The organism is Mesorhizobium sp. B2-3-14 (assembly GCF_006442175.1).
GTDB classification, from domain to species: Bacteria; Pseudomonadota; Alphaproteobacteria; order Rhizobiales; family Rhizobiaceae; genus Mesorhizobium; species Mesorhizobium australicum.
In genome coordinates, this window is sequence record NZ_VFVP01000005.1 from 255,024 (window position 1) to 276,129 (window position 21,106).

Below are 21,106 nucleotides of genomic sequence, written 5' to 3' on the forward strand. Positions count from 1 at the left end.
CCCTCCACAAGTACAGCCCGCCGATTTTTATAGTTCTCCTTGGCTTATGTTCGCCTGCGAAATATTTGCTCGGACAGTTCAGGCTATGTACCAGTATCGAGCGGCGCATATTTCAGTTCGACTGCCGACGGCGCGTTCGTCGATGCAAGGAATTCCGTGACCTGGCCGTCGGTCGGCAGCGCCTCGCGCCCGCCCCGCCCCGTTATCGAAAGGGCCGCCGCCGCGGCCGCGAACGCGACCCGGCGTGGGGTGTCGGCCCCGCGCGTCAATGCCAGGGCATAGGCGCCATGAAAGCAGTCACCGGCGCCGGTCGAATCGACAACGGCAACCCGATGGGGAGGCAGGTGCCAGAGCCCTTTCTCGTCGCGTCCGCGATAATAGACGCCCCTGCCGCCATCCGTCAGAACCACGGCGGACCGCGACGGCAACCACAATGCATCGAGTATCTCGGCGGGCGAGCGGCACCCTGTGGCGATCCGCGCAAAGCCGAGGGGAAGAATGAGGTGGTCGCAGAGCGCGATCAGCTTCTCGGTGGCTGGGCCTCTGCTCCATTCGATATCGCCGAGGATCGCAAGGCCGAGATCGCGAGCCCGAACCACGACATCCAGCGACCGGATCGCGTAACTATCGACGATCAGGACTGTCGCGCGGCTGAGGACCTCGTCCGGAAAGTCCGGCGCGGTGCCCAGCATCGCTTCGTCGTCATAGGCGATGAACCGCTCCCCATCCGAGCCGACGGTGATCCGCGAGCGCACCGGGCGTGCGTGCGGGTGGCGCGGCGCGAATGCAGTTTCAACACCGCTCGCAACGAGATCGCACAGCACGGCGTCGTCCGCGGCACTGCCCAGCCATCCGACGAACCCGGCGGTGCCGCCGAGCCGCGCGACGGCGGCAAGGGCCGTCGCGACATTTCCGCCGAAAGCCCGGGCGCTTTGCAGAACCTTCCCCTTGCCCGCCGACAACGGCTGATCGACATAGACGATGTCGTCGATCGCAATAGCTCCGAAGCCGAGGATTGAAGGGACGGCGGGCATCGTTCAGGCACCCGCCCTTGCCAGGGCGTCTTGCGCCGAAAGGCCGTCATGGATGACGCCCCGAAAGGCTATCGCTGCTTTCTCCGGATCGCCATGCCCCCAGAGATTGCGGCCCACCACGGCACCGCGCGCACCGGCACGGATGGCGTCCGCCGTCTGCTGGAGGGCGCCGAGCAGCGTATCGGTCTTCGGGCCACCCGCGATCACAACCGGCACCGGGCATGTCCGAACGGTCTCTCGGAACGATTCGAAATCTCCCGTGTAACCGATCTTGATCACGTCGACGCCAGACTCGTAGCCGATGCGCGCCGCATAGGCGATCTCGTCGGGGGTGAAGACGATTTTTGCCCCGTCGGTGAAATCGCGAGGATAGATATGCGCGACCACCGGCATGCCGTAGCGGGCCGCTGCATTCACCGAATCGGTCAGCCAGCGTATGTATTTGCCCTCGGTCGCGCCGCGTACCGGAATGGCCACGGCCAAGGCATCGGCGCCGGCGCGCACGGCATCCTCGGGCGTTGCGATCAGCTCACTGATGCGATCGTCCGGGGTGAAGCAGCCGGCCTGGATCACCAGGCAGGCCTTGCCCGCGTATTGCGGCCATAGATGGCGCGCTGTGCCAGGCTGGATGCTGACGTAGTCGGGTTTGCCCACCATGACGCGGGCGAGCGCACCGGGCAGATCGGCAAGACCGCCTTTGCGCACGTCGCCATAGCCGACAAAGTGGTCGACCGCGCCGCCAAAAAGATTGCCCGATGGATGCGAGAAGAGGCGCGCAAGGCGCACCTGGGTTCCGAGGCTCATGAGTGCAAAATTCTCCAATCGATTGATTTCCAAATCCTGGATCCAGTGTTTTCGAAAGAAAGGATAAATGCAATCTTTCGAAATCTTTCGAATTCGCGTATTTTCGGTAGCGTGAGCCGAGGCCAGGGCTTGGCATATGGAGGCAAGGACAAGGCAATGTTGTCAGAGCAGAGACGCCAATCGATCCTGTGTGAGGTGCAACGCAGCGGACAGGTTCGCATCAAGGACCTGTCAGACGATTTTGGCGTGTCGGAAGTCACGGTCCGCTCCGACCTCGAGATACTGGACCGCAAGGGACTGCTGACCAAGACCCGTGGAGGGGCGGTGACCCGGACCACGGATTCGACCACGGCCGCGTTCGCCCGCCGGATGCAAACCAACCTCGATGCGAAGAAACGCATCGCCCGGGCAGCGGTAGAGCTGTTCGAGGACAACCAGTCGGTCATCTTCGACGGCGGCTCGACATTGATGCAGGTTGCCATGCAGCTACCGCCGCTCAACAATGTCGTGGTCGCGGCCACGGCGATGAATATCGTGCAGCATCTGATGCATCGGCCCGGGCTCGACGTTCACATGATCGGTGGCCGGGTCTATCCAGACACGGTGAGCACGCTGATTACCGATGCCGACACGGCTCTCGGCGGCTTGGTAGCGCATCAGGTCTTTGTCGGAGCGCATGCGATCGACTCGTCACTGGATGTGGTCGACGTGAACGAAGACATGGCGCGAACGAAGCGAATCCTCGTGCGCATGGCCCGGCGCGTTGTCCTCCTGGCGGATTCGAGCAAATGGGGCGTCAGCGGGACCTCCAAGGCCTTTTCGCTGTCGGGCGTCGATGTGGTGATCACCGACGATGGCCTGCCCGGTCCAATACGCAGCCAGCTTGATAGGATCGGGGCCATGGTGATCTATGCCTGAACCGGTCGCGGTCCCTGGCCGCCCTCGAAATGTCCGACGCGCGGATGACCCACGGGCTTTGGCGCCTGCGATCGGCCGGTTTTCATGTCAGTCATTTTCTCCTCCCAGGGCCAGCAGCCTCCCGACACCGCGCCAGCATTTCCGCATGTTCTATAAAAATTTTACGCGCGTCAATATTTAAAATGTTGTATAGCCATTTCGAGCCCGATCCGGCACCGTCGCGAGGGATCGGGCAGACGTGATCGCATTGGGAGGTACGACAGAAATGCAGGCAAACTCACAAGCCAAACTCGGCATCGGCGTCATCGGATGCGGCAACATCTCGATGACGTACCTGCGCAATGCCGCGCTTTTCGGCGGCATCGAATTGCGCGCCTGCGCCGATATTTCAGCCGAGATGGCGGCGCTGCGGGCCAAGGAATACGGCATCCGGCCCCTTGGCGTCGATGCGCTGCTGGCCGATCCCGAGATCGACCTCGTCCTCAACCTGACCATTCCGGCGGCTCATTTCGACATTTCATTCTCCGCCCTTTCGGCGGGAAAGCATGTCTTCACTGAAAAACCGCTCGCAACCTCGGCCGGCGACGGCCGCCGCCTAGTGGCGGAGGCGGCCAAACGCGGCCTGCTGCTCGGCTCGGCTCCGGACACCTTCCTTGGTGCAGCCGGACGCAAAGCGCGCCGCCTGATGGACGAGGGCGCCATCGGCCGCCCTGTCACCGGCACCGCCTTCATGATGGGGCGTGGCATGGAACACTGGCATCCCAATCCGCAATTCTATTACCAGCCGGGCGGCGGCCCGGTGTTCGACATGGGTCCCTACTATCTGACGATGCTGGTCAACCTGCTCGGCCCGGTCGCGCGCGTCATGGCGATGGCGACGAAGGGCCAGGAGGAACGGCTGATATCGGCCGAAGGGCCGTTCAAGAACACCAAATTCAAGGTCGGCACGCCGACCAATGTGCTGTCGCTGCTCGAATTCCGCTCCGGCGCGACCGTCACTTTCGGCGCTTCATGGGATGTCTTCAGGCATTCCAACCATCCGATCGAACTGCACGGCACGGAAGGCTCGCTGCGGCTGCCCGACCCGGATACGTTCGGTGGCACGGTGTCGCTGTCGGAACGCGGCGCCGACTGGAAGGATTTCGCCAGCGAAGGCGAACTCTACGGCGCCCGCAACTGGCCTTACGCGGCGCCCGACCGCGCCAACTACCGCATGCTCGGCGTCGCCGACCTGGTGCGTTCGCTGCAGACAGGCGCGACGCCCCGCGCTTCCGGCAATCTGGCGCTGCATGTGCTGGAGATCATGGAAGCGATCCTGCATTCGGGCGAGACGGGGAGTTCGGTCGCCATGACAGGTGACGTCGTCCAGCCGGCCCTGCTTGGCGAAGACGAAGCGCGCGGCCTGCTCGCCTAAGCGTTCCTTGTTTTCACGCAATCCGGACGGAAAACCGCTGCACACTTTTCCTGGAATTGCTTTGACGGAGATGACGATGACGCTCGACCCAGATGCGCTGCGTGCCCTGGAAATCGGCCGTGCCGCCGGCGGCGAACCCTTCGAGAATGACAGCGTCGCGGCGGCGCGGGCCACGTACAACGCTTCGTTCCCGACGCTGCAGGGCGAGCACGAGCCGGTCGCGGCAACCGAGCAGCAGCAGATCGACGGGCCGAACGGCCCGGTGACGATCCGCATCCATCGCGGTATCGGCGCGCCGCGGACGGGGGCGCGCGCCGTGCTCTATCTGCATGGTGGCGGCTGGGTGATCGGCAATCTCTCCTCGCATGACGATATCTGCCGCTGGCTGGCCAATCTCGGCAACGCCGTCGTCGTCTGTCCCGATTACCGGCTGGCGCCGGAGCACAAGTTTCCCGCCGGGCTCGAGGATTGCGCGGCAGCGCTGCGCTTCATGGCCGCTGGAGAACTCGGCATCGACCCTACCCGTATTGCCGTCGCTGGCGACAGTGCCGGCGGCAACCTTGCCGCCGTGCTGGCATTGCTCGCCCGAGACAGGCTGGCGCCGCCGCTCGCCGCCCAGATCCTGATCTATCCCAACACCGATGCCCGCCAGACGGCGGACAGCTACCGGCGTTTCGGCGAAGGCTTCGGACTCACCGCCGCCACCATGGCCTGGTTCCGCGACCACTATGTGCGAACGCCCGATGATATCGCGGACTGGCGCGTATCGCCGCTGCTGGCCTCCAGCCTCGCCGGCGCACCGTCGGCCTTCGTCGTGATCGCCGGCCACGACATCCTTGCCGACGAAGGCACGGCCTATGCCGAGCGCCTGCGCGCCGACGGAGTGCCGCTGGCGTTGCGACACTGGCCGGGTCAGATCCACGGCTTCGTCTCGATGGGCCGCCACATCCTGGCCGCGCGGCAAACGGTAAGCGAGGCGGCGGCCTGGCTCCGCCTACAGACGCCGGAGCCGATCACTCAGGCCGACTGACGCATCACCAGGGTGGCGCCAAGCTTGACGTTGCGCGCCAGATCATGGCCGGACGGATCGGCCTCGTCCAGCAACGCCAGCAGGATCTCGACGCTGCGGCCGGCCATGGCGGTGAAGTCCTGTGCCATGGTGGTCAGCGCGGGACAGGTGTAGCGGCTCAACGGATGATCATCGTGGGCGGCGACGCGAAAATCGCAATCGGCGCGGCGGCCGATCTTCAGCCCGCGCGAAAAGGCGGCCGCCATCACACCGAAGGCGAGACGGTCATTGGCGCAGAGCAGCGTGCGGGCCGGCAGGCCGCCTTTCTCGAGCGTCCTGTCCATCCATTCATGGCCGATGCGCTCGAAGTCCCAGCTATAGTCGCCCGCCGCCTTGAGAACGGTGGGCTCCAGGCCCGCGGCCTGCATCGCGTCGATATAGCTCTGCAGGCGTTCGCCCGAATTGTGGTTGACGTGCGGGATGTCGACATAGACAGGCGGTTCGCCGGACCGGCAGAGATAATCGACGATGGTCGAGGTGCTCTGGTGGTTGTCATTCCCGACGAATGGCGTGTCGCCTTCGATATAGGTGTCGAAATAGACGATCGGGATGTCCTCGCTCATCCGTTCGAAGACGCCGGGTTCGGAGACCAAGCCCAAGGGCGCGACGATGGCGCCCGCGACCTTCAGCGACATCAGCGTCCTGACCGATTCCGCCTCCAGTTTCGGCGAACCGTGCGAGGAGATGACGATCGGCCAAAACCCTTCGTCGCGACAGCGCCGTTCGATGCGGCTGACCATCTCGGCGTAGAACGGATCGGTGATCGCCGGTACGACGATGCCGACATTGCGGGTGCGCTTGCGGTTGAGGTTGCGGGCAAAAACATTCGGCTGATAGTCGGACGAACTAAGCGCCGCCTCGATGCGCGCCCGGGTCGCCGGCTTCACGCTGGCCGGATCGTCGAAATACTTCGACAGGGTCGGCCGCGAAACGCCGGACGCCCTGGCGAAATCATCCATCGTCCGGTGGGTCTTTTGCGCCATCTATATTTCAGGCCCCTTATCCTCGATGCCAGCCTTAACGCTCTGGCGAGAATCAGTCTTGCGATCGTCGCGGTGAGGCAGCATTGCTTGAGCGGACTTATTCAGTCAAATTTCCATATTTCCAGTACAACGCAAAAGCATTGCGCACGTCAAATTATTTATTGACGCTCCGAAAACGACAACTTAGGTTTTGAACATGCACGGATAAAGGAATTTCTGGCCAAGCGGAGGCCGTCCGTCCGGCAGATGGTGAGGACATGAAGAAACTGGTTTGTGCCGGCGAGATCCTGGTCGAGATCATGGCCGAGCGGATCGGCCAGAGTTTTCGCGCCCCCGGCCCGCTGGTCGGTCCGTTTCCCTCAGGCGCTCCCGCCATCTTCGTCGATCAGGCGGCGCGGCTCGGCCAGCCGGCGGGGCTGATCGCGGCAGTGGGCGACGACGATTTCGGCCATTTGAACATCGAGCGCCTGCGTGCCGACGGCGCCGACATCTCGGCCATTGCCGTCCATCACGGTGCCGCGACCGGAACCGCCTTCGTCACCTATGAGAGCGATGGCAGCCGGCACTTCGTCTACAACATCAAGCAGAGTGCCGCCGGCCTGATCGAGATGGGCGCGGAAGCGCGCGCGCTGCTGGCCGGCGCCGACCATTTTCACGTCATGGGGACATCGCTGTTCTCGCCCGAGGTGATCGAAATTGCCCGCAACGGGATCGAAGCCGTCAAGATGCGCGGCGGCACGGTCTCTTTCGACCCCAACATCCGCAAGGAGATGCTCGATCTACCGGGCATGCGCGACGCCTTGCTCTTCGTGTTGTCAAAGACCGACGTGTTCCTGCCGAGCGGGCCGGAACTCTTCACCTTCGCCGAGGCAAACGACGAGGAAAGCGCGGTACGCGAAATGCTGGACCGCGGCATCTCCACTATCGTCGTCAAGAAGGGCGCGCAGGGCGCCGTCCACTACGCCCAGTCGGGGCGCACAGCCTCACCCGGCTTCGTCGTCGAGGAAATCGATCCGACCGGCGCCGGAGACTGCTTTACCGCGGCCTTTGTCTCCTTCTGGCTGCGTGGAGAGGCACCGGAAAGGGCGCTGCGAATAGCCAATGGCTGCGGCGCGCTGGCGGTGACGAAGAAGGGACCAATGGAAGGCATCGCCTCGCTCGCCACCGTCGAGGCGTTCATCGAAACCGCCCGGACCGGAGCACCGGCATGAGCCAGGCGACCGATCGACTGGCTGGCATCGCCACGCGCCGTGCGGCCGGCGAACGCTGTGGCATCGCCTCGATCTGCTCGGCCCATCCGCTGGTCGTCGAAGCGGCGCTGCGCCACGGCAAGGCGCGCGGCGCCGATGTGCTGATCGAGGCCACCTGCAACCAGGTCAACCACGAGGGCGGCTACACCGGCATGACACCGCGCGATTTCCGCCGCTTCGTCGAGACGATCGCCGGCAAGGCTGGCTTTCCCCTGGACAGGCTGGTGCTCGGCGGCGATCATCTGGGCCCCAATCCTTGGAAGCACCTGCCGGCGCCCGCGGCGATGGAAAAAGCCGCACGCATGGTGGATGCCTATGCCGAGGCCGGCTTCACCAAGATCCACCTGGACGCCAGCATGGGCTGCGCCGGCGAAGGCGCGGCACCGCCCGACGCCACCATCGCCGCGCGCGCCGCCGAACTGGCCGAGGTGGCGGAGGCCGCGGTTGAACGAACAGGCGGCACCAGGCCTGTCTACGTCATCGGCACGGAAGTGCCGGTGCCGGGCGGCGCACAGGAGGCCATGGACCATCTGGCGGTGACGACACCGGAGGCCGCGGGTGAGACGGTTCGCATCCACCACGATGCCTTTAGCCGGCGCGGCCTCGACCAGGCTTTCTCGCGGGCGATCGGCGTCGTCGTGCAGCCGGGCGTCGAATTCGGCAATGCCGAGGTCATCACCTACCGGCCGGAACGCGCCCGGGCGCTTGCCGGCACGCTGCGAGACCTGTCGCAATTCGTCTTCGAGGCCCACTCGACCGACTACCAGCCGGTCATGGCGTTGAGCGCGCTGGTCGACGACGGTTTTGCCATACTCAAGGTCGGGCCATGGCTGACCTTCGCGCTGCGGGAAGCCCTCTACGGCCTGAGCCACATCGCCGACATTCTGGTTCCCGATCCATCGCGGGAAAGCCTGCCGGCGGCCATGGAGCGCGTCATGCTGGCGGCGCCCGGCAATTGGAAGAATTACTATCACGGCTCCGAGGCCAAGCAGCGGATCGAGCGGCATTTTTCCTACAGCGACCGTATCCGCTACTACTGGCCTGCGCCGGCGGCGCGGCAGTCCGTGAACGCGCTGATGCAGGCGCTGGGCGAGCGCGACATCCCCTCACCCCTGATCAGCCAGTATCTCGGCCGCCTCGACAGCGCGGTAGCGAGCGGATCCGTCGCGCCAAAGGCTAGGGAACTCCTCATCGCAGGCGTGACGGACGTTCTCGACATCTATGCCAGCGCAACCGGCTGATCCCGACTTTCATGGCTGTGGCACCAGGGCGCGCGTGGTGCGGCGCAACGCCAGATCGCGATGCGCGTCAGCGGCGGCGTCAAGGGCTCCGGCTATGGTTGCTTCGGCGGCAAGGCCTCGATCGCCGAATTCACCGATTTGCGCCGCGTGACGATCGAGGACCCGGGCCAGCACTATCCGTTCTGCAATGGCCTCGCTTCGGGCAAGTCGCGGCGAAGATCAAACAGCCAGCGACCGTATAAAGCGGACGCTTGCGGATTGTTTCTGGCCAGGGGCCAGCACAATGCAACCGGTGTCGATCTCCTTGTCGCCCCTCCGGTTGAAAGCATCGGTAATGTTGCTGACCGGCTCGGCGCAAAAGAACGGTTCGCCCGGCGGCGTGTAGAGGGCGAGGAAGTCGAGCGGCGCCTCTGCCTCAATGTCCAGCTGCCGCCCGTGTTCGGGCCAGGTGATCCGGGCGCGGCGCGCCCATCCGGTGAAGACCGTGTCGAACTCCACTTCCGATACGTCAAAGCCGATGGATGGATCGGCCCCCACGGGCGGCGGGACATGCCGGATGGGCAGCACCTCCGCATCGGTTTCCCACATGCCTGATACCCGTGCCTGGACATGCGTCCACGGCGTCGACGGGAAGTAAGGATGGAGACCGAGGCCAACCGGCATCGGCGCGTCCGACAGGTTGCGCACGGCAATGGTCATGCAAAGCCTGCCTTCGGCCAGCGAGATCACTTGCTCGGCTTCGTAGCTCCATGGCCAGGAATCGGCGGCGTGGCGATAGCGCAGGACGATCATGCTCGCTTCATGGCTCACGACGGCCCACGGGTGACGCCAGCCATGGCCGTGCTCATGATGTGGATCGTCCGGGGCCGTCGGCAATTGAATGGGGCGCCCCGCGAATTCAAAGCGGCCATTCCTTATGCGGTTGGAATAGGGCACGAGCGGAAAGCAGGCCATGGCGCCGGCATCGCCATGGCCGATCGCCGCTGGGTGAGCCGCACGCAGCCAATCCACGGCCGAACCATCCTGCCACCATCGATACGACGCCAGCGCTCCACCAGCGGCGGGAGCAATTTCGACCGTCGCGATGCCGTCGCTGATCGAGACCAGTTCCGTGTACTGCGCGACGGCCACAGCGAAATTCTTTGTCATCGGCACTCCTCCAATCCCTTGACTCCAATCCCCACGGCTATAAGACATATCATATGAATAGTATGAAGAATAGAAAATCATTCAGCACAGCCCGCACGTCACGAGTCGCGGTCGCGGTTTCCAGCGGTTCCACCGCGCTGCACGCCACGGTCGTCGAGCAGATCGGGCTGCGCATCGTGCAGGGCGACTTCCTGCCCGGCGAGGCGCTGCCTAATGCCGACGATTCCAGCGAGATGCTGGGGGTCAGTCGCACAGTGCTGCGCGAGGCGATCAAGGTGCTGGCGGGCAAGGGGCTGGTCGAATCCAGGCCGAAGACCGGCACGCGGGTGCGTCCTCGCGCCGACTGGAATTTCCTCGACCCCGACGTCCTGTCCTGGCGCTATACCGGCGGTGTCAGTGCGGAGGATGTGCGGGCGCTGTTTGAACTGCGCCGCGCCATCGAGCCGATGTCGGCGGCTCTTGCCGCGCAGCGTGCGACGCCGGCTCAGATCGCCGAGATCCATGCAGCGCTGGCCGAAATGGAAGCACTGAGCGATGACGGAGACCGCTTCGCCAAGCCCGATCTGGTGTTCCACCAGACCATATTGCGCATGACCGGCAACGAGCTGATCGGCTCGCTGGCCGCACTGGTCGAGACCGCGTTGGTAATGAGCTTTCGCCTCTCCAACGACAATCCGGAAGGGCAGCGCCATTCCTTGCCGCTGCACCGGAAAGTCGCCGAGAAGATTGCCGACGGCGACGCCGCCGGCGCGCAAAAGGCATTGCTGGTGCTTATCGACAATGCCGAGGATGACGTGCGCCGCAGCGTCGAGAACCGCAACAAACGCCGCAACGAGCGGGGTCTGCAATCGTGACCGAGACCAAACGCAAATTGCGGTCGGAAGCCTGGTTCGGCGGTGAAGGCAAGAACGCTTTCATGCACCGCAGCTGGATGAAAAACCAGGGCATTCCCGCTGACGCCTTCGACGGCCGCCCGGTCATCGGCATCTGCAACACGTGGTCGGAACTGACCCCGTGCAATGCGCATCTGCGGGCGCTCGCCGATCACGTCAAGCGCGGCGTCTATGAGGCTGGCGGCCTGCCGTTCGAATTTCCCGTGATGTCGCTGGGCGAGAGCAACATGCGCCCCACCGCCATGCTGTTTCGCAACCTTGCCAGCATGGATGTCGAAGAATCCATCCGCGGCAATCCGATCGACGGCGTCATCCTGCTTGTCGGTTGCGACAAGACCACGCCGGCGCTCTTGATGGGGGCTGCCTCGTGCAACCTGCCAACCATCGCCGTCTCCGGTGGGCCGATGCTGAACGGCAAGTTCCGCGGACAGGATATCGGCTCGGGCACGCATGTCTGGAAATTCGCCGAGGAGGTCAAGGCCGGCCGCATGCCGGTCGCCGACTTCCTTGCCGCCGAGCAGGGCCAGAGCCGGTCGGCCGGCAGCTGCATGACGATGGGCACCGCCTCGACCATGGCCAGCATGGTGGAGGCGCTCGGCATCGGCATGCCCGACAACGCCGCGATCCCGGCGGTGGATTCGCGCCGAAGCGTGCTTGCCCAGTTGGCCGGACGGCAGATCGTCGATCTTGTCCACCGCGACGTGACGATTGCAAAGATCCTTACCAGGCAAGCCTTCGAGAATGCCATTCGCGTCAATGGCGCGATCGGCGGCTCGACCAATGCGGTGCTGCATCTGATCGCCATCGCCAACCGGGTTGGTGTCGATCTCGGCCTCGATGACTGGGACCGCCTTGGCCGCGGCGTGCCAACCATTGTCGACCTGATGCCGTCGGGCCGGTTCCTGATGGAAGATTTCTACTATGCCGGGGGGCTAGCTGCGGTCATGGCGTCGCTTGATGAAGTGGGGCTTCTTCATCGCGACGCCATGACCGTCAGCGCCAAGACCATCGGTGAACTGATCGACGGCGCGCCCAACTATAACCGTGAGGTCATACGGCCGCTGCGCGAGCCGCTGACCAAGGAGGGCGGCATCTCGATCCTGCGTGGCAATCTGGCGCCCAACGGAGCGGTCATCAAGCCGTCCGCGGCAACGCCCGAACTGATGCAGCATCGCGGCAAGGCGGTCGTTTTCGAGAACATCGAGCATTACCATGCCCGCATCGACGATCCGGAGCTGGATATCGACGCCTCCTCGGTGATGGTGCTGAAGAATTGCGGACCGCGCGGTTATCCCGGGATGGCCGAGGTCGGCAACATGCCGCTGCCAACCAAGCTGCTCAGAGAAGGCGTTTCCGACATGGTGCGCATTTCGGACGCGCGCATGAGCGGTACCGCCTACGGCACGGTGGTGCTGCATGTGGCGCCGGAGGCCGCGGCCGGTGGTGTGCTGGCCCTGGTGCGCGACGGCGATCTCATCGAGCTCGACGTCGCCGGCCGCCGTCTCGAGCTTTTGGTTTCGGACGAGGAACTGGCGATCCGCCGCCGTGACTGGAAGCCGCCGGAGCCGCCGCAGGGTGGCTACCAGAGCCTCTATGTCGAGCGCGTGCTGCAGGCCGACAAGGGCTGCGACTTCGACTTTCTCGTCGGTCGGCGCGATGCCGGCATTCCCCGGCATTCCCATTAGAGAGGGGCGCGATGACGGATCAGATCGGCAGCTACGCGACCTACCCCAGCCTGAAGGGCCGCAGCGTGTTCATAACCGGCGGCGGCAGCGGCATCGGTGAAAGCCTGGTGCGCCATTTCTGCGCGCAAGGCAGCCGCGTCGCCTTCGTCGATCTGGCCGAGGAGCCTTCACGGCGCCTGGTCGATACGATCGCGGCCGAAGGGCATGCCGCGCCGCTGTTCATTCCCTGCGACCTGCGCAATGTCGAGCAGCTGCAGGCGGCGACCGTCGAGGCGATGCGGCACAACGGTCCGATCCAGGCGCTGTGCAACAATGCCGGCAATGACGACCGCCACCAGACCAAGGACGTCACGGTGGCCTATTGGGACGACCGCATGGCGGTCAATCTGCGCCACCAGTTCTTCGCCGCCCAGGCGGTGCGCCCGCAAATGGGCTCGCTGGGCGGCGGCTCGATCATCAATTTCGGTTCCATTACCTGGATGGTCGGCGATCCCGACTGCCCTGCCTATGTCACCGCGAAAGCCGCTGTCTACGGCATGACGCGGGCGCTGGCCCGCGAACTCGGCCCCGAGCGCATCCGCGTCAACTGCATGGTGCCTGGCTGGGTGATGACAGAGCGCCAGATGCGGCTATGGCTGAACCCCGCCGGCGAACGCCAGATCGCGGAGCGGCAGTGCCTGCCCGACCGGCTGCAGCCATCCGACATTGCGCGCATGGCGCTGTTCCTCGCCGCCGACGACAGCCTGATGTGCACGAGCCAACAGTTCATCGTCGACGCGGGCTGGGTGTGACCGGTACGGCCCCTAGGGAAGAAAGGTATTTCATGCGTCTTGTTCAGTACACAACGATCGATGGCGGCAGGCGGGTCGGCCGCGTTTCCGATGACGGCAATCGCCTGCATCCACTCGACAAGACAAGCACCGTGCTGGAGCTCGCCGAAGCGGCGGTCGCCCAGGGTGCATCGATCGCGGCGCTGGTGGAGAAGCGGACGGGTGCGGCCACGATCGACTATGGCGAACTGCTGCGCGGTGGCCGCGTGCTCGCTCCCGTCGACCATCCGGAACCGGCGCGCTTCCTGGTCACCGGAACCGGCCTCACCCACACCGGAAGTGCCGCCGCGCGCGACAAGATGCATGTGCTGACCCATGGCGAGGACGCCGAGGAATCGGATTCGCTGAAGATCTTCCGCATGGGCCTGGAAGGCGGCAAGCCCGGCGCCGGCAAGATCGGCATCCAGCCCGAATGGTTCTTCAAGGGCGTCGGCACCTGTGTCGTGCCGCCTGGCGCCGATCTGCCGATGCCTGCCTTCGCGAAAGCCGGCGCCGAAGAAGCCGAGATCGTCGGCCTTTACCTCAATGGGCCGGATGGCCGCCCCTATCGCATCGGCTATGCGCTGGGCAACGAATATTCCGACCATGTGACGGAGGCCGAGAACTACCTCTATCTCGCCCACTCGAAACTCCGCTCCTGCTCGATCGGACCGGAGCTTCTGATCGGCGACCTGCCCGAAGAAGTGCGTGGCCATTCCCGCATTCTGCGCGACGGCACTGTTATCTGGGAACAGGAATTCCTGTCGGGCGAAGCGCACATGTCGCATTCGATCGCCAATCTCGAACACTTCCATTTCCGCTACCCGATGCACCGCAGGGCGGGCGACCTGCACGCCTATTTCTTCGGAGCGGCGGTGATGAGCTACGCCTCCGGCGTCAAGACGGCTTCCGGCGACGAGTATGAAATCCAGACACAGACATTCGGCAAGCCGTTGCGCAACCGGATGGTGTCGGTGCCGGACGAGGGACTGGTCGCCGTCACCCAGCTGTGACGGCGATAGCCCCGGAAATTACGGTCCACCAGAACGACAATGGGAGATTAAAAATGGGACTGAAGAAAGCGTTTCTGAGACTAGCGACCATCGGGCTCGGCATCGGCCTGATGACGTCGGCGGCGCTGGCCGCGAACCTTCGCGTGCTGGCCTGGGACGGTTATGCCGACCCGGACTGGGTGAAGGACTTCACCGCCGCCACCGGCATCGGCGTCGATGTCGTCTTCATCGGCAGCGATGACGAAATCTGGGCCAAGATCAAGGGCAGCGAAGGGCAGGACTTCGACGTCTTCGCCGTCAACACCGCCCAGTTGCAGCGCTACATCAAGGCCGATCTGGTGTCGCCGATCGACATCACCAAGCTGCCGAACCAGAAGGACGTGCTGCCGCGCTTCCGCGATCTGTCTCAGGTCAGCGGCGACACCAAGGACGGCAAGGTCTATGGTATTCCATTCTGCTTCGATTCCATCGGGCTGATCTACGACACCGACAAGGTCAAGCCGGCGCCGACCTCGATGTCCGTCCTGTGGGATCCGGCCTACAAGGGCAAGATCCTCGCCTACGACAATGGCGAGCACAATTTCTCGTTCACCGCGCTGACGCTCGGCTACAAGGATCCGTTCAACCTCGACGAAAAACAAATGGCGGCGGTCAAGGCCAAGCTGGTCGAGCTCAAGCGCAATGTGCTGAGCTTCTACACCACCGCCGACGAGGCGCAGCAGATCTACCAGAACAATGATGTTGCGCTGATCTGGGCCAATTATGGCCAGCAGCAGGTGAAGGCACTGCAGAAGATCGGCGCCCATGTCGCCTACGTCAATCCGAGCGAAGGCGCGCTTGCCTGGCTCGACAACTGGGTGATCTCCAAGGGTGTCCGCGACAATGCCGCGGCCGAGAAATGGATCGACTTCATGCTGACGAAGAAGGTCAGCGGCGCGCTTTCCGAGCGCACCGGATTCGGCAACACGGTGGTCGAGTCGAGCAGTGCGGGCGGCAACGACAAGCTGGTCTGGCTCAACAATGTCGAGGATCCGCTCAAGCGTTCGGACTTGTGGAACGAGGTCAAGGCGACGCCCTGATCCCTTCCGCGCCTGACTTCGAAGGACCCGGCGGTCCGGACGTTCCGGACCGCCGAAGCGTATGCGAGAATATCCCATGAGCCAGAACACCGACCTCTTGACGCTGCGGTCCGTCTCGAAATCCTACGGCACGGTTCCCGTGCTGCACGGCATCGACCTGTCGCTCCGGGACGGTGAGTTCCTCACCGTCCTTGGGCCGTCGGGTTCGGGCAAGACCACGGTCCTGCGGCTGATCGGCGGGCTGGAGCCGCTGACGTCCGGCGAGATCCGGCTGGACGGCCAGGACATCAGCCGCATGCCGATCAACAAGCGGCCGTTCAACACGGTGTTCCAGGACTATGCGCTGTTCCCCCATATGACCGTCTCCGGCAATGTCGGCTATGGGCTTTCGGTGCGCCATATCAAGCGCAAGGAGATCGCCAGCCGCGTGGCGCAAGCCCTCGATCTGGTGCAGCTCGGACGTTTCGCCGAGCGCTTTCCGGCACAGCTTTCCGGCGGCCAGCGCCAGCGTGTCGCGCTCGCCCGGGCGCTGATCTGCCAGCCGCGCCTGATCCTGCTCGACGAGCCGCTGGCGGCACTCGATCTCGAATTGCGCCGGCAGATGCAGGAGTTCCTGAAATCCATCCAGCGCGAGATCAAGACCACCTTCCTGTTCGTCACCCACGACCAGGAAGAAGCGATCGGCATGGCCGATCGGATCTGCGTCATGCAGGCCGGCCATATCCGCCAGCTCGGCACGCCGCATGAGCTCTACTACAAGCCGAATTGCGAATTCGTGGCGCGCTTCTTCGGCGAGAACAATCTGGTGGCCGGAAAACTCGGTCCGGTGCAAGGCGAGCAGCGACCGATCGAGACGACACTTGGACGGCTGGTGTGCTCGATCAGCGACCAGCCGCATCTGAAGATTGCCCCGGATGGCGCCGCGGCTTTCGCGGCGTTCCGCCCCGAAGCCTTGCATCTCGCGGACGCCCGTGATGGCGCCAATCGCTTTTCCGGTGCCATTGCCGATCTCGCCTTTGCCGGCTCGTCGACGGTCGCCACGATCATGGCGGGTGCGGACGATGCCGCGCAGCGCCTGCGGCTGCGCATGCCGAGCCGGATCGACGGCAGCATCTTGAAATCCGGCGAGACGGTCTGGCTTTCGTTTGCGCCGCATGAAGGCCATCTGGTGCTGGCATGAGCGGAACCGGCTCGACACACGCCGCGCAACGGCGACTGTCAGGGCTGGTGACGGTGCTGGCATTCGCCTTGCCGGTTATCTTCGTCCTCGTGCCGCTGGCAATCTTCCTGGTCTACAGTTTCTTCAGCGTCGACCAGGGTACGATCGTCCATACACCGACGCTCGGCAACTATGTCAGGTTCTTCACCGACCCGATCTTTCTGCCGGTGTTCTGGAACACCATCGTGCTGTGCGTATCGGTGGCCGTCATCTGTATCCTTCTCGCCTATCCCGCCGCCTGCTTCCTGACGACGCTGAAAGGGCGGTGGCGCTATGCCCTGCTGATGTTGCTGCTGGTGCCACTGCTGATGAGCTACGTCATCAAGATCTACGCGATCCGCAGCATCCTCGGCCTCAACGGCTTCCTCAACAACGCGCTGGTGGCGCTCGGCATCCTGGATCAGCCGTCGACGCTTTTCGTCTTCAACATGAACGCCATCCTCTTGACGCTCAGCCTGCTTTTGATCCCGTTCGCCATCCTGCCGATCTTCCTGTCGCTGGAGCGGATTCCGCAGACCTTGCTGCGCGCCTCGGATGACCTGGGCGCCAGCAGCCTGCAGACATTCCTGCGCATCACCTTGCCGCTGAGCCTGCCCGGCGTCGCCTCGGCGGCGAGCTTCGTCTTCGTACTGGCGATCGGCGATTTCCTGACACCGCAGATGGTCGGCGGGATCAGCGGCTTCACCTTCGGCCGCATCCTCTACAGCCAGTTCGGCACGGCCTATAACTGGCCGTTCGGCGCCGCGCTGTCGGTGGCGCTTGCGATCGTGGTGATCGCCGCCATTCTCATTGGCGAACGGTTCGGGCGCAGCCGGGGGACGTCGGTATGAGCGCGCTGCCCCGGCCGTCCACCATCTTCCTGGCCGCGATTACGACGCTGGTCGCGGTGCTGCTCTACAGCCCACTGTTCGTGCCGATCGTGTCGTCGTTCTTCACCATTTCGCATGGCAATGTCGACTGGTCGTCGCCGACCTTTTCGACCTATGTGGCGCTGGCTGAAAACCATGACATCCTGACCGCGTTGCGCACCACGCTGATCGTCGGCGTCTGTACCGTGATCCTGTCGGTGGTCAGCGGGACGCTGCTGGCGCTCTACTATCACGGCCGCCGCTCGGGACGTTCGGTTCTGCAGTTCATCATCTTCCTGCCATTCCTGATGCCGCCTATCATCAGCGGCCTGGCGCTGCTGATCTTCTTCCGCGAGATCGGCCTCGAACGCTCGCTGCTGACGGTTGTCATCGGCCACACCGTGTTCGTGCTGGCGATCGTCTACCGCACTGTGCTGATGCGGCTGCAGTCGATGAGCCGCACGCTGGTCGAAGCCTCCTACGATCTCGGCGCCAGCGGTTGGCAGACCTTCTGGCGCATCATCCTGCCGAACCTGTCGAGCGCCATGGTCGGCGGCGCCATCCTGGCCTTCGCGCTGTCGTTCGACGAGACGATGATCACCATCCTGGTCACCGGCACGCAAAGCACGCTGCCGGTCCGGCTGTGGGCGATGATGCGGCTAGGCTTCTCGCCCGACATCAACGCGCTGGTGGCGCTGATCCTGATGTTCACCGTGCTGCTGTGCGTGCTCGCCGCCCGTTTTCTCATTCCCAGGCAAATGGCGACGGAACGTACCTGAGTTTCAAGCGGTTGGGTCAAGGTCGAAGACTCGTCCGGGATTGAGGATGTTCTTCGGATCGAGCGCCGTCTTCAGCCGCCGCATCGTGGCGATCTCGGCGTCACTGCGCACCAGATTCAGCCACTGCTTCTTGTCGAGGCCGATGCCATGCTCGGCCGACACGCCACCTCCGGTCGCCGCCACGCCGCGATAGATGATACTGTAGGCCGCCGCCGGGTCCGCCGTCAGCACCTGATAGTGCAGGTTGCCGTCCCCGAGATGGCCGAAGACGTAGATGTCGGCACCGGGATCGACCGCGCGGATGGCGGCATCCGCTTCTTGCAGGAACGCCCCCATTCGCGCCAACGGGATGCTGATGTCGACGCCGATCAGGCCTTTCATCGAAAACAGGACGCGGTTGGCGTCCTCCCGCACATCCCACAGCGCGCGGAATTCGCGCGGCGATTGGGAGACGACAACATCGTCGACGACGCCGTCCTCGACCGCCTGCATCAAGACCTCGGCGAAGCGCTCGCCGTCACGTTCTGGCTCACTGCCCTGGATTTCGGCCAGCACATAGACGGGTGATCCGGCCGGAAGCGGCGCCGGCATGGCCATGCTGGCGACCATGACGTCATAGAGCGGCGCGATATTGACCTCATAGGCGGACAAAAGCGGGCCGAGCTTTTGCCGCAGCAGCCCAAGCAGGCCAATCGCCGCATCGAGCGAAGGCAGCGCGCAGAAGGCGTTCACCTCGGATGCGGGCTTGGGATGCAGCCGGAGCGCGGCGCGGGTGACGACGCCAAGCGTCCCTTCCGCGCCGATGAAGAGTTGGCCGAGGTCGTAGCCGGAATTGTCCTTGGGCAGGCCCTTGAGCGACGTCAGCACGGTGCCATCCGCGAGTACCGCCTCCAGCCCCAGCACCTGTGCCCGGTACATGCCATAACGCAGCACGCGGATGCCGCCGGCATTGGTGGCGATGTTGCCGCCGACCGTGGCGGAGCCGCGCGCGCCGATATCGACGCCGAACATCAGCCCGGCGCCGTCGGCCGCTTCCTGCACCGATTGCAGCGTCGCGCCAGCTTCGGCGACGATGGTGGCGGTTTGACGATCCGGGGCGGCTAGGCCGGTCATGCGTTCCAGCGATAGCACGACCTCGCCCGGCTGGACGCGCGCGCCACCGGCCAGCCCGGTGCGCCCGCCCTGGACGACGACCGGCTGGCCAAGAGCGTTGCACGCGGCGAGTGCCGCCGCGACACCCTCGGCATCGCGCGGGCGCAGCACGGCTTCGGGAAGCACGCCGAGCTTGCCGTCGGGATCGTCACGATAGCGCTGGTCCACGTCGGAGCCGGCGAGCATGCCGCCCGCGCCCAGCCTGTTGCCAAGCGCGGAGAGCAGCCGTTGTGTTTCAGGCGACATCCGGCTCAGGGGCCTGCGTGACAGGGCGCAGCGTCAGCATCCAACAACCGGATCGCCCGATGAGTATCCTTGTCCAGCACGCTCGCCATCCCCTGAACTGCAGCCAGCCGATCCTAATCGCGCCCGCTTGTCGTGCAAGCGATATCGAGCTGTCTCAGACTATGCCGGCATCGATCGCGATGGGCGAGATCGATGCCGGAAGTACAGCGTCGGCTTACTGAAGCTTGGCCTGCAGCGCGTTGACGTCGTCGGTGGTCATTTCACCATCAGTCGTCACCTTGCCGTCGGCGATCTTCCACAGCCGGAACGGGCCAGTGATGTCGCCAAACTTGTCGAAGGCGACGGGACCGATGACGCCTTCATAGCGGATCGGCTTGCCGTCCTTGATCAGGCCGAGCGCCTTGGCGAATTCTTCCTTGCCGGCATAAATCGACGTGCCGGCGGGATCGACTGCCTTGTACATGGCGTCCTTGATCTTGGCCGGGTCCTCGGAGCCGGCAATCGCGATGGCGAGCCCGACAATGGCGCCGGCATCATAGGAGCGGTCTGCCGCGGGATTTGACGGTTCGATGCCGGAAAACGCCTTGTAGTTCTTGGTGAAATACTCCGTCGAGGCGGTCGGGCTTGTGCCGGAAGACGTGCCATAGGCGTCCTTCAGATAATCGGCGCCGACGGACTCGATGAAATCGGGGCTGTTCATGCCGTCATTGAGCAGGAATTTCTGCACGCCGCCCTGCGAAATCCAGGTGCGGGCGATGGTGGCGCCGTCGACGGGCGTGCTGACCAGGTACAGTCCATCCGGTTCGCCACCCATCGCCGCGGTGACTTCCGAGGCGTAGCTCGACTGCTTCTCGTTGTAGGGCGTGTCGGAGACGATGGTGCCGCCGAGCGCTTTGTAGGCACGCGAGAATTCGGCCACCATGTTGACGCCGAAGTCGTTGTTGACGTGGATGATCGCCAGCTTCTTGAAACCCTTGTCGACGGCATATTTGGCGGCGGCCACGCCCTGCAGCGCATCCGAGGTGATGGTGCGGAAAAAAATACCGTTGGTCTTGCCGTCGCGGCCGAGTGTCGTCAGCGTCGGCGAGGACGACGCCGGCGAGACCTGGACGATCTTGGCCGGCGCGGTCACCGAGGTCAGGATCGGGATCGACACCGAGGAGATGATGCCGCCGATGATCACAGGCACTTTCTTGACCTGCACCAGCTGGGTGGCGGCATCGACCGCGATGTTGCCCTGGCTCTGGCTGTCGCGCGTGTCGGTGACGAGATCGCAGCCGCGCACGCCGCCGGCTTGGTTGATGTCGCGGAAGGCCATTTCGACCGATTTGGCGCCGGCCTGTCCGTATTCGCCGGCCGGACCGGTCAGTTCCATGACGAGACCGACGGTGATCTTGCAGTCGGCGGCCTGTGCGGCACCCGCCATCGTCACGAGAGCAAGTGCCGTGGTGAGCTGGAGTAACGTCTTTCTCATTGTTGTTCCCCTTGAGTTACACGAACTGATTTGACGTCTGGAAAGTC

General features: G+C 64.2%; 19 protein-coding genes. 13 read left to right on the forward strand and 6 right to left on the reverse strand.

The annotated features are described in order from the left end of the window. Positions 1-83: 83 nt before the first annotated feature. Positions 84-1,034 carry a PfkB family carbohydrate kinase gene (locus FJ950_RS15690; RefSeq protein ID WP_015319000.1) on the reverse strand — a complete coding sequence of 317 codons (951 nt, stop codon included), beginning with the start codon at positions 1,032-1,034 and terminating at the stop codon, positions 84-86. 3 nt (positions 1,035-1,037) lie between these two features. Further along, complete coding sequence (locus tag FJ950_RS15695; RefSeq protein ID WP_023771143.1) at positions 1,038-1,838, reverse strand: class I fructose-bisphosphate aldolase; 801 nt, start codon at positions 1,836-1,838, stop codon at positions 1,038-1,040. A 156-nt stretch (positions 1,839-1,994) separates the two neighbouring features. On the opposite strand from FJ950_RS15695, the gene FJ950_RS15700 reads away from it, so the two are divergent. The 3 genes from FJ950_RS15700 to FJ950_RS15710 all read left to right on the forward strand — a co-directional run bounded on the left by FJ950_RS15700 (position 1,995) and on the right by FJ950_RS15710 (position 5,200). Further along, complete coding sequence (locus FJ950_RS15700; protein ID WP_015319002.1) at positions 1,995-2,756, forward strand: DeoR/GlpR family DNA-binding transcription regulator; 762 nt, start codon at positions 1,995-1,997, stop codon at positions 2,754-2,756. A gap of 265 nt (positions 2,757-3,021) precedes the next feature. Beyond that, positions 3,022-4,170 carry a Gfo/Idh/MocA family oxidoreductase gene (locus FJ950_RS15705; protein WP_140617438.1) on the forward strand — a complete coding sequence of 383 codons (1,149 nt, stop codon included), beginning with the start codon at positions 3,022-3,024 and terminating at the stop codon, positions 4,168-4,170. A 76-nt stretch (positions 4,171-4,246) separates the two neighbouring features. Next, positions 4,247-5,200, forward strand: coding sequence for an alpha/beta hydrolase (locus FJ950_RS15710; protein WP_015319004.1), 954 nt, complete (start codon positions 4,247-4,249; stop codon positions 5,198-5,200). Here the strand turns inward: FJ950_RS15710 and FJ950_RS15715 are convergent. Next, positions 5,188-6,222: a LacI family DNA-binding transcriptional regulator gene (locus tag FJ950_RS15715; protein WP_140617439.1), complete on the reverse strand. Its 1,035-nt coding sequence runs from the start codon at positions 6,220-6,222 to the stop codon at positions 5,188-5,190. The two genes, FJ950_RS15710 and FJ950_RS15715, sit on opposite strands and share 13 nt — an antisense overlap. 257 nt (positions 6,223-6,479) lie before the next feature. Between FJ950_RS15715 and FJ950_RS15720 the strand changes: the two genes are divergently transcribed. Together FJ950_RS15720 and FJ950_RS15725 are read left to right on the forward strand one after the other, a co-directional pair. After that, positions 6,480-7,433: a sugar kinase gene (locus FJ950_RS15720; RefSeq protein ID WP_140617440.1), complete on the forward strand. Its 954-nt coding sequence runs from the start codon at positions 6,480-6,482 to the stop codon at positions 7,431-7,433. Beyond that, positions 7,430-8,713, forward strand: coding sequence for a D-tagatose-bisphosphate aldolase, class II, non-catalytic subunit (locus FJ950_RS15725; protein WP_140617441.1), 1,284 nt, complete (start codon positions 7,430-7,432; stop codon positions 8,711-8,713). The genes FJ950_RS15720 and FJ950_RS15725 overlap by 4 nt, the downstream gene beginning before the upstream one ends. A 219-nt stretch (positions 8,714-8,932) precedes the next feature. Here FJ950_RS15725 and FJ950_RS15730 read toward each other — a convergent pair whose 3' ends face one another. After that, complete coding sequence (locus FJ950_RS15730; RefSeq protein WP_246681321.1) at positions 8,933-9,844, reverse strand: aldose 1-epimerase; 912 nt, start codon at positions 9,842-9,844, stop codon at positions 8,933-8,935. A gap of 71 nt (positions 9,845-9,915) precedes the next feature. Between FJ950_RS15730 and FJ950_RS15735 the strand changes: the two genes are divergently transcribed. The 8 genes from FJ950_RS15735 to FJ950_RS15770 all read left to right on the forward strand — a co-directional run bounded on the left by FJ950_RS15735 (position 9,916) and on the right by FJ950_RS15770 (position 18,187). Beyond that, on the forward strand, positions 9,916-10,716 hold the full coding sequence (locus FJ950_RS15735) for a FadR/GntR family transcriptional regulator (protein ID WP_224622742.1): 801 nt from the start codon (positions 9,916-9,918) through the stop codon (positions 10,714-10,716). After that, positions 10,713-12,440 carry an IlvD/Edd family dehydratase gene (locus FJ950_RS15740; RefSeq protein WP_140617442.1) on the forward strand — a complete coding sequence of 576 codons (1,728 nt, stop codon included), beginning with the start codon at positions 10,713-10,715 and terminating at the stop codon, positions 12,438-12,440. The genes FJ950_RS15735 and FJ950_RS15740 overlap by 4 nt, the downstream gene beginning before the upstream one ends. 11 nt (positions 12,441-12,451) lie before the next feature. After that, complete coding sequence (locus tag FJ950_RS15745; protein ID WP_140617443.1) at positions 12,452-13,231, forward strand: SDR family oxidoreductase; 780 nt, start codon at positions 12,452-12,454, stop codon at positions 13,229-13,231. A gap of 32 nt (positions 13,232-13,263) precedes the next feature. Beyond that, entirely contained in the window at positions 13,264-14,262 is a 999-nt protein-coding gene (araD1, locus tag FJ950_RS15750; RefSeq protein ID WP_140617444.1) for an AraD1 family protein, read from the forward strand. 53 nt (positions 14,263-14,315) lie between these two features. Further along, a complete protein-coding gene (locus FJ950_RS15755) occupies positions 14,316-15,341 on the forward strand; it encodes an ABC transporter substrate-binding protein (protein WP_023782299.1) in 1,026 nt (341 codons plus the stop codon). A 76-nt stretch (positions 15,342-15,417) separates the two neighbouring features. Beyond that, positions 15,418-16,521 carry an ABC transporter ATP-binding protein gene (locus FJ950_RS15760; protein ID WP_140617445.1) on the forward strand — a complete coding sequence of 368 codons (1,104 nt, stop codon included), beginning with the start codon at positions 15,418-15,420 and terminating at the stop codon, positions 16,519-16,521. Continuing rightward, on the forward strand, positions 16,518-17,390 hold the full coding sequence (locus FJ950_RS15765) for an ABC transporter permease (RefSeq protein WP_140617446.1): 873 nt from the start codon (positions 16,518-16,520) through the stop codon (positions 17,388-17,390). Before FJ950_RS15760 ends, FJ950_RS15765 begins: the two co-directional genes overlap by 4 nt. Further along, positions 17,387-18,187 (forward strand): ABC transporter permease, encoded by an 801-nt coding sequence (locus FJ950_RS15770; protein ID WP_015319016.1) that lies wholly within the window; start codon positions 17,387-17,389, stop codon positions 18,185-18,187. The genes FJ950_RS15765 and FJ950_RS15770 overlap by 4 nt, the downstream gene beginning before the upstream one ends. Before the next feature lie 3 nt (positions 18,188-18,190). Here the strand turns inward: FJ950_RS15770 and FJ950_RS15775 are convergent, their stop codons facing one another. Both FJ950_RS15775 and FJ950_RS15780 read right to left on the reverse strand, forming a co-directional pair. Further along, the gene (locus FJ950_RS15775; RefSeq protein ID WP_140617447.1) at positions 18,191-19,585 is read right to left on the reverse strand and encodes an FAD-binding oxidoreductase; all 1,395 of its coding nucleotides are present in this window, start codon (positions 19,583-19,585) and stop codon (positions 18,191-18,193) included. A gap of 214 nt (positions 19,586-19,799) precedes the next feature. Next, on the reverse strand, positions 19,800-21,059 hold the full coding sequence (locus tag FJ950_RS15780; RefSeq protein ID WP_140617448.1) for an ABC transporter substrate-binding protein: 1,260 nt from the start codon (positions 21,057-21,059) through the stop codon (positions 19,800-19,802). Positions 21,060-21,106: the final 47 nt, after the last annotated feature.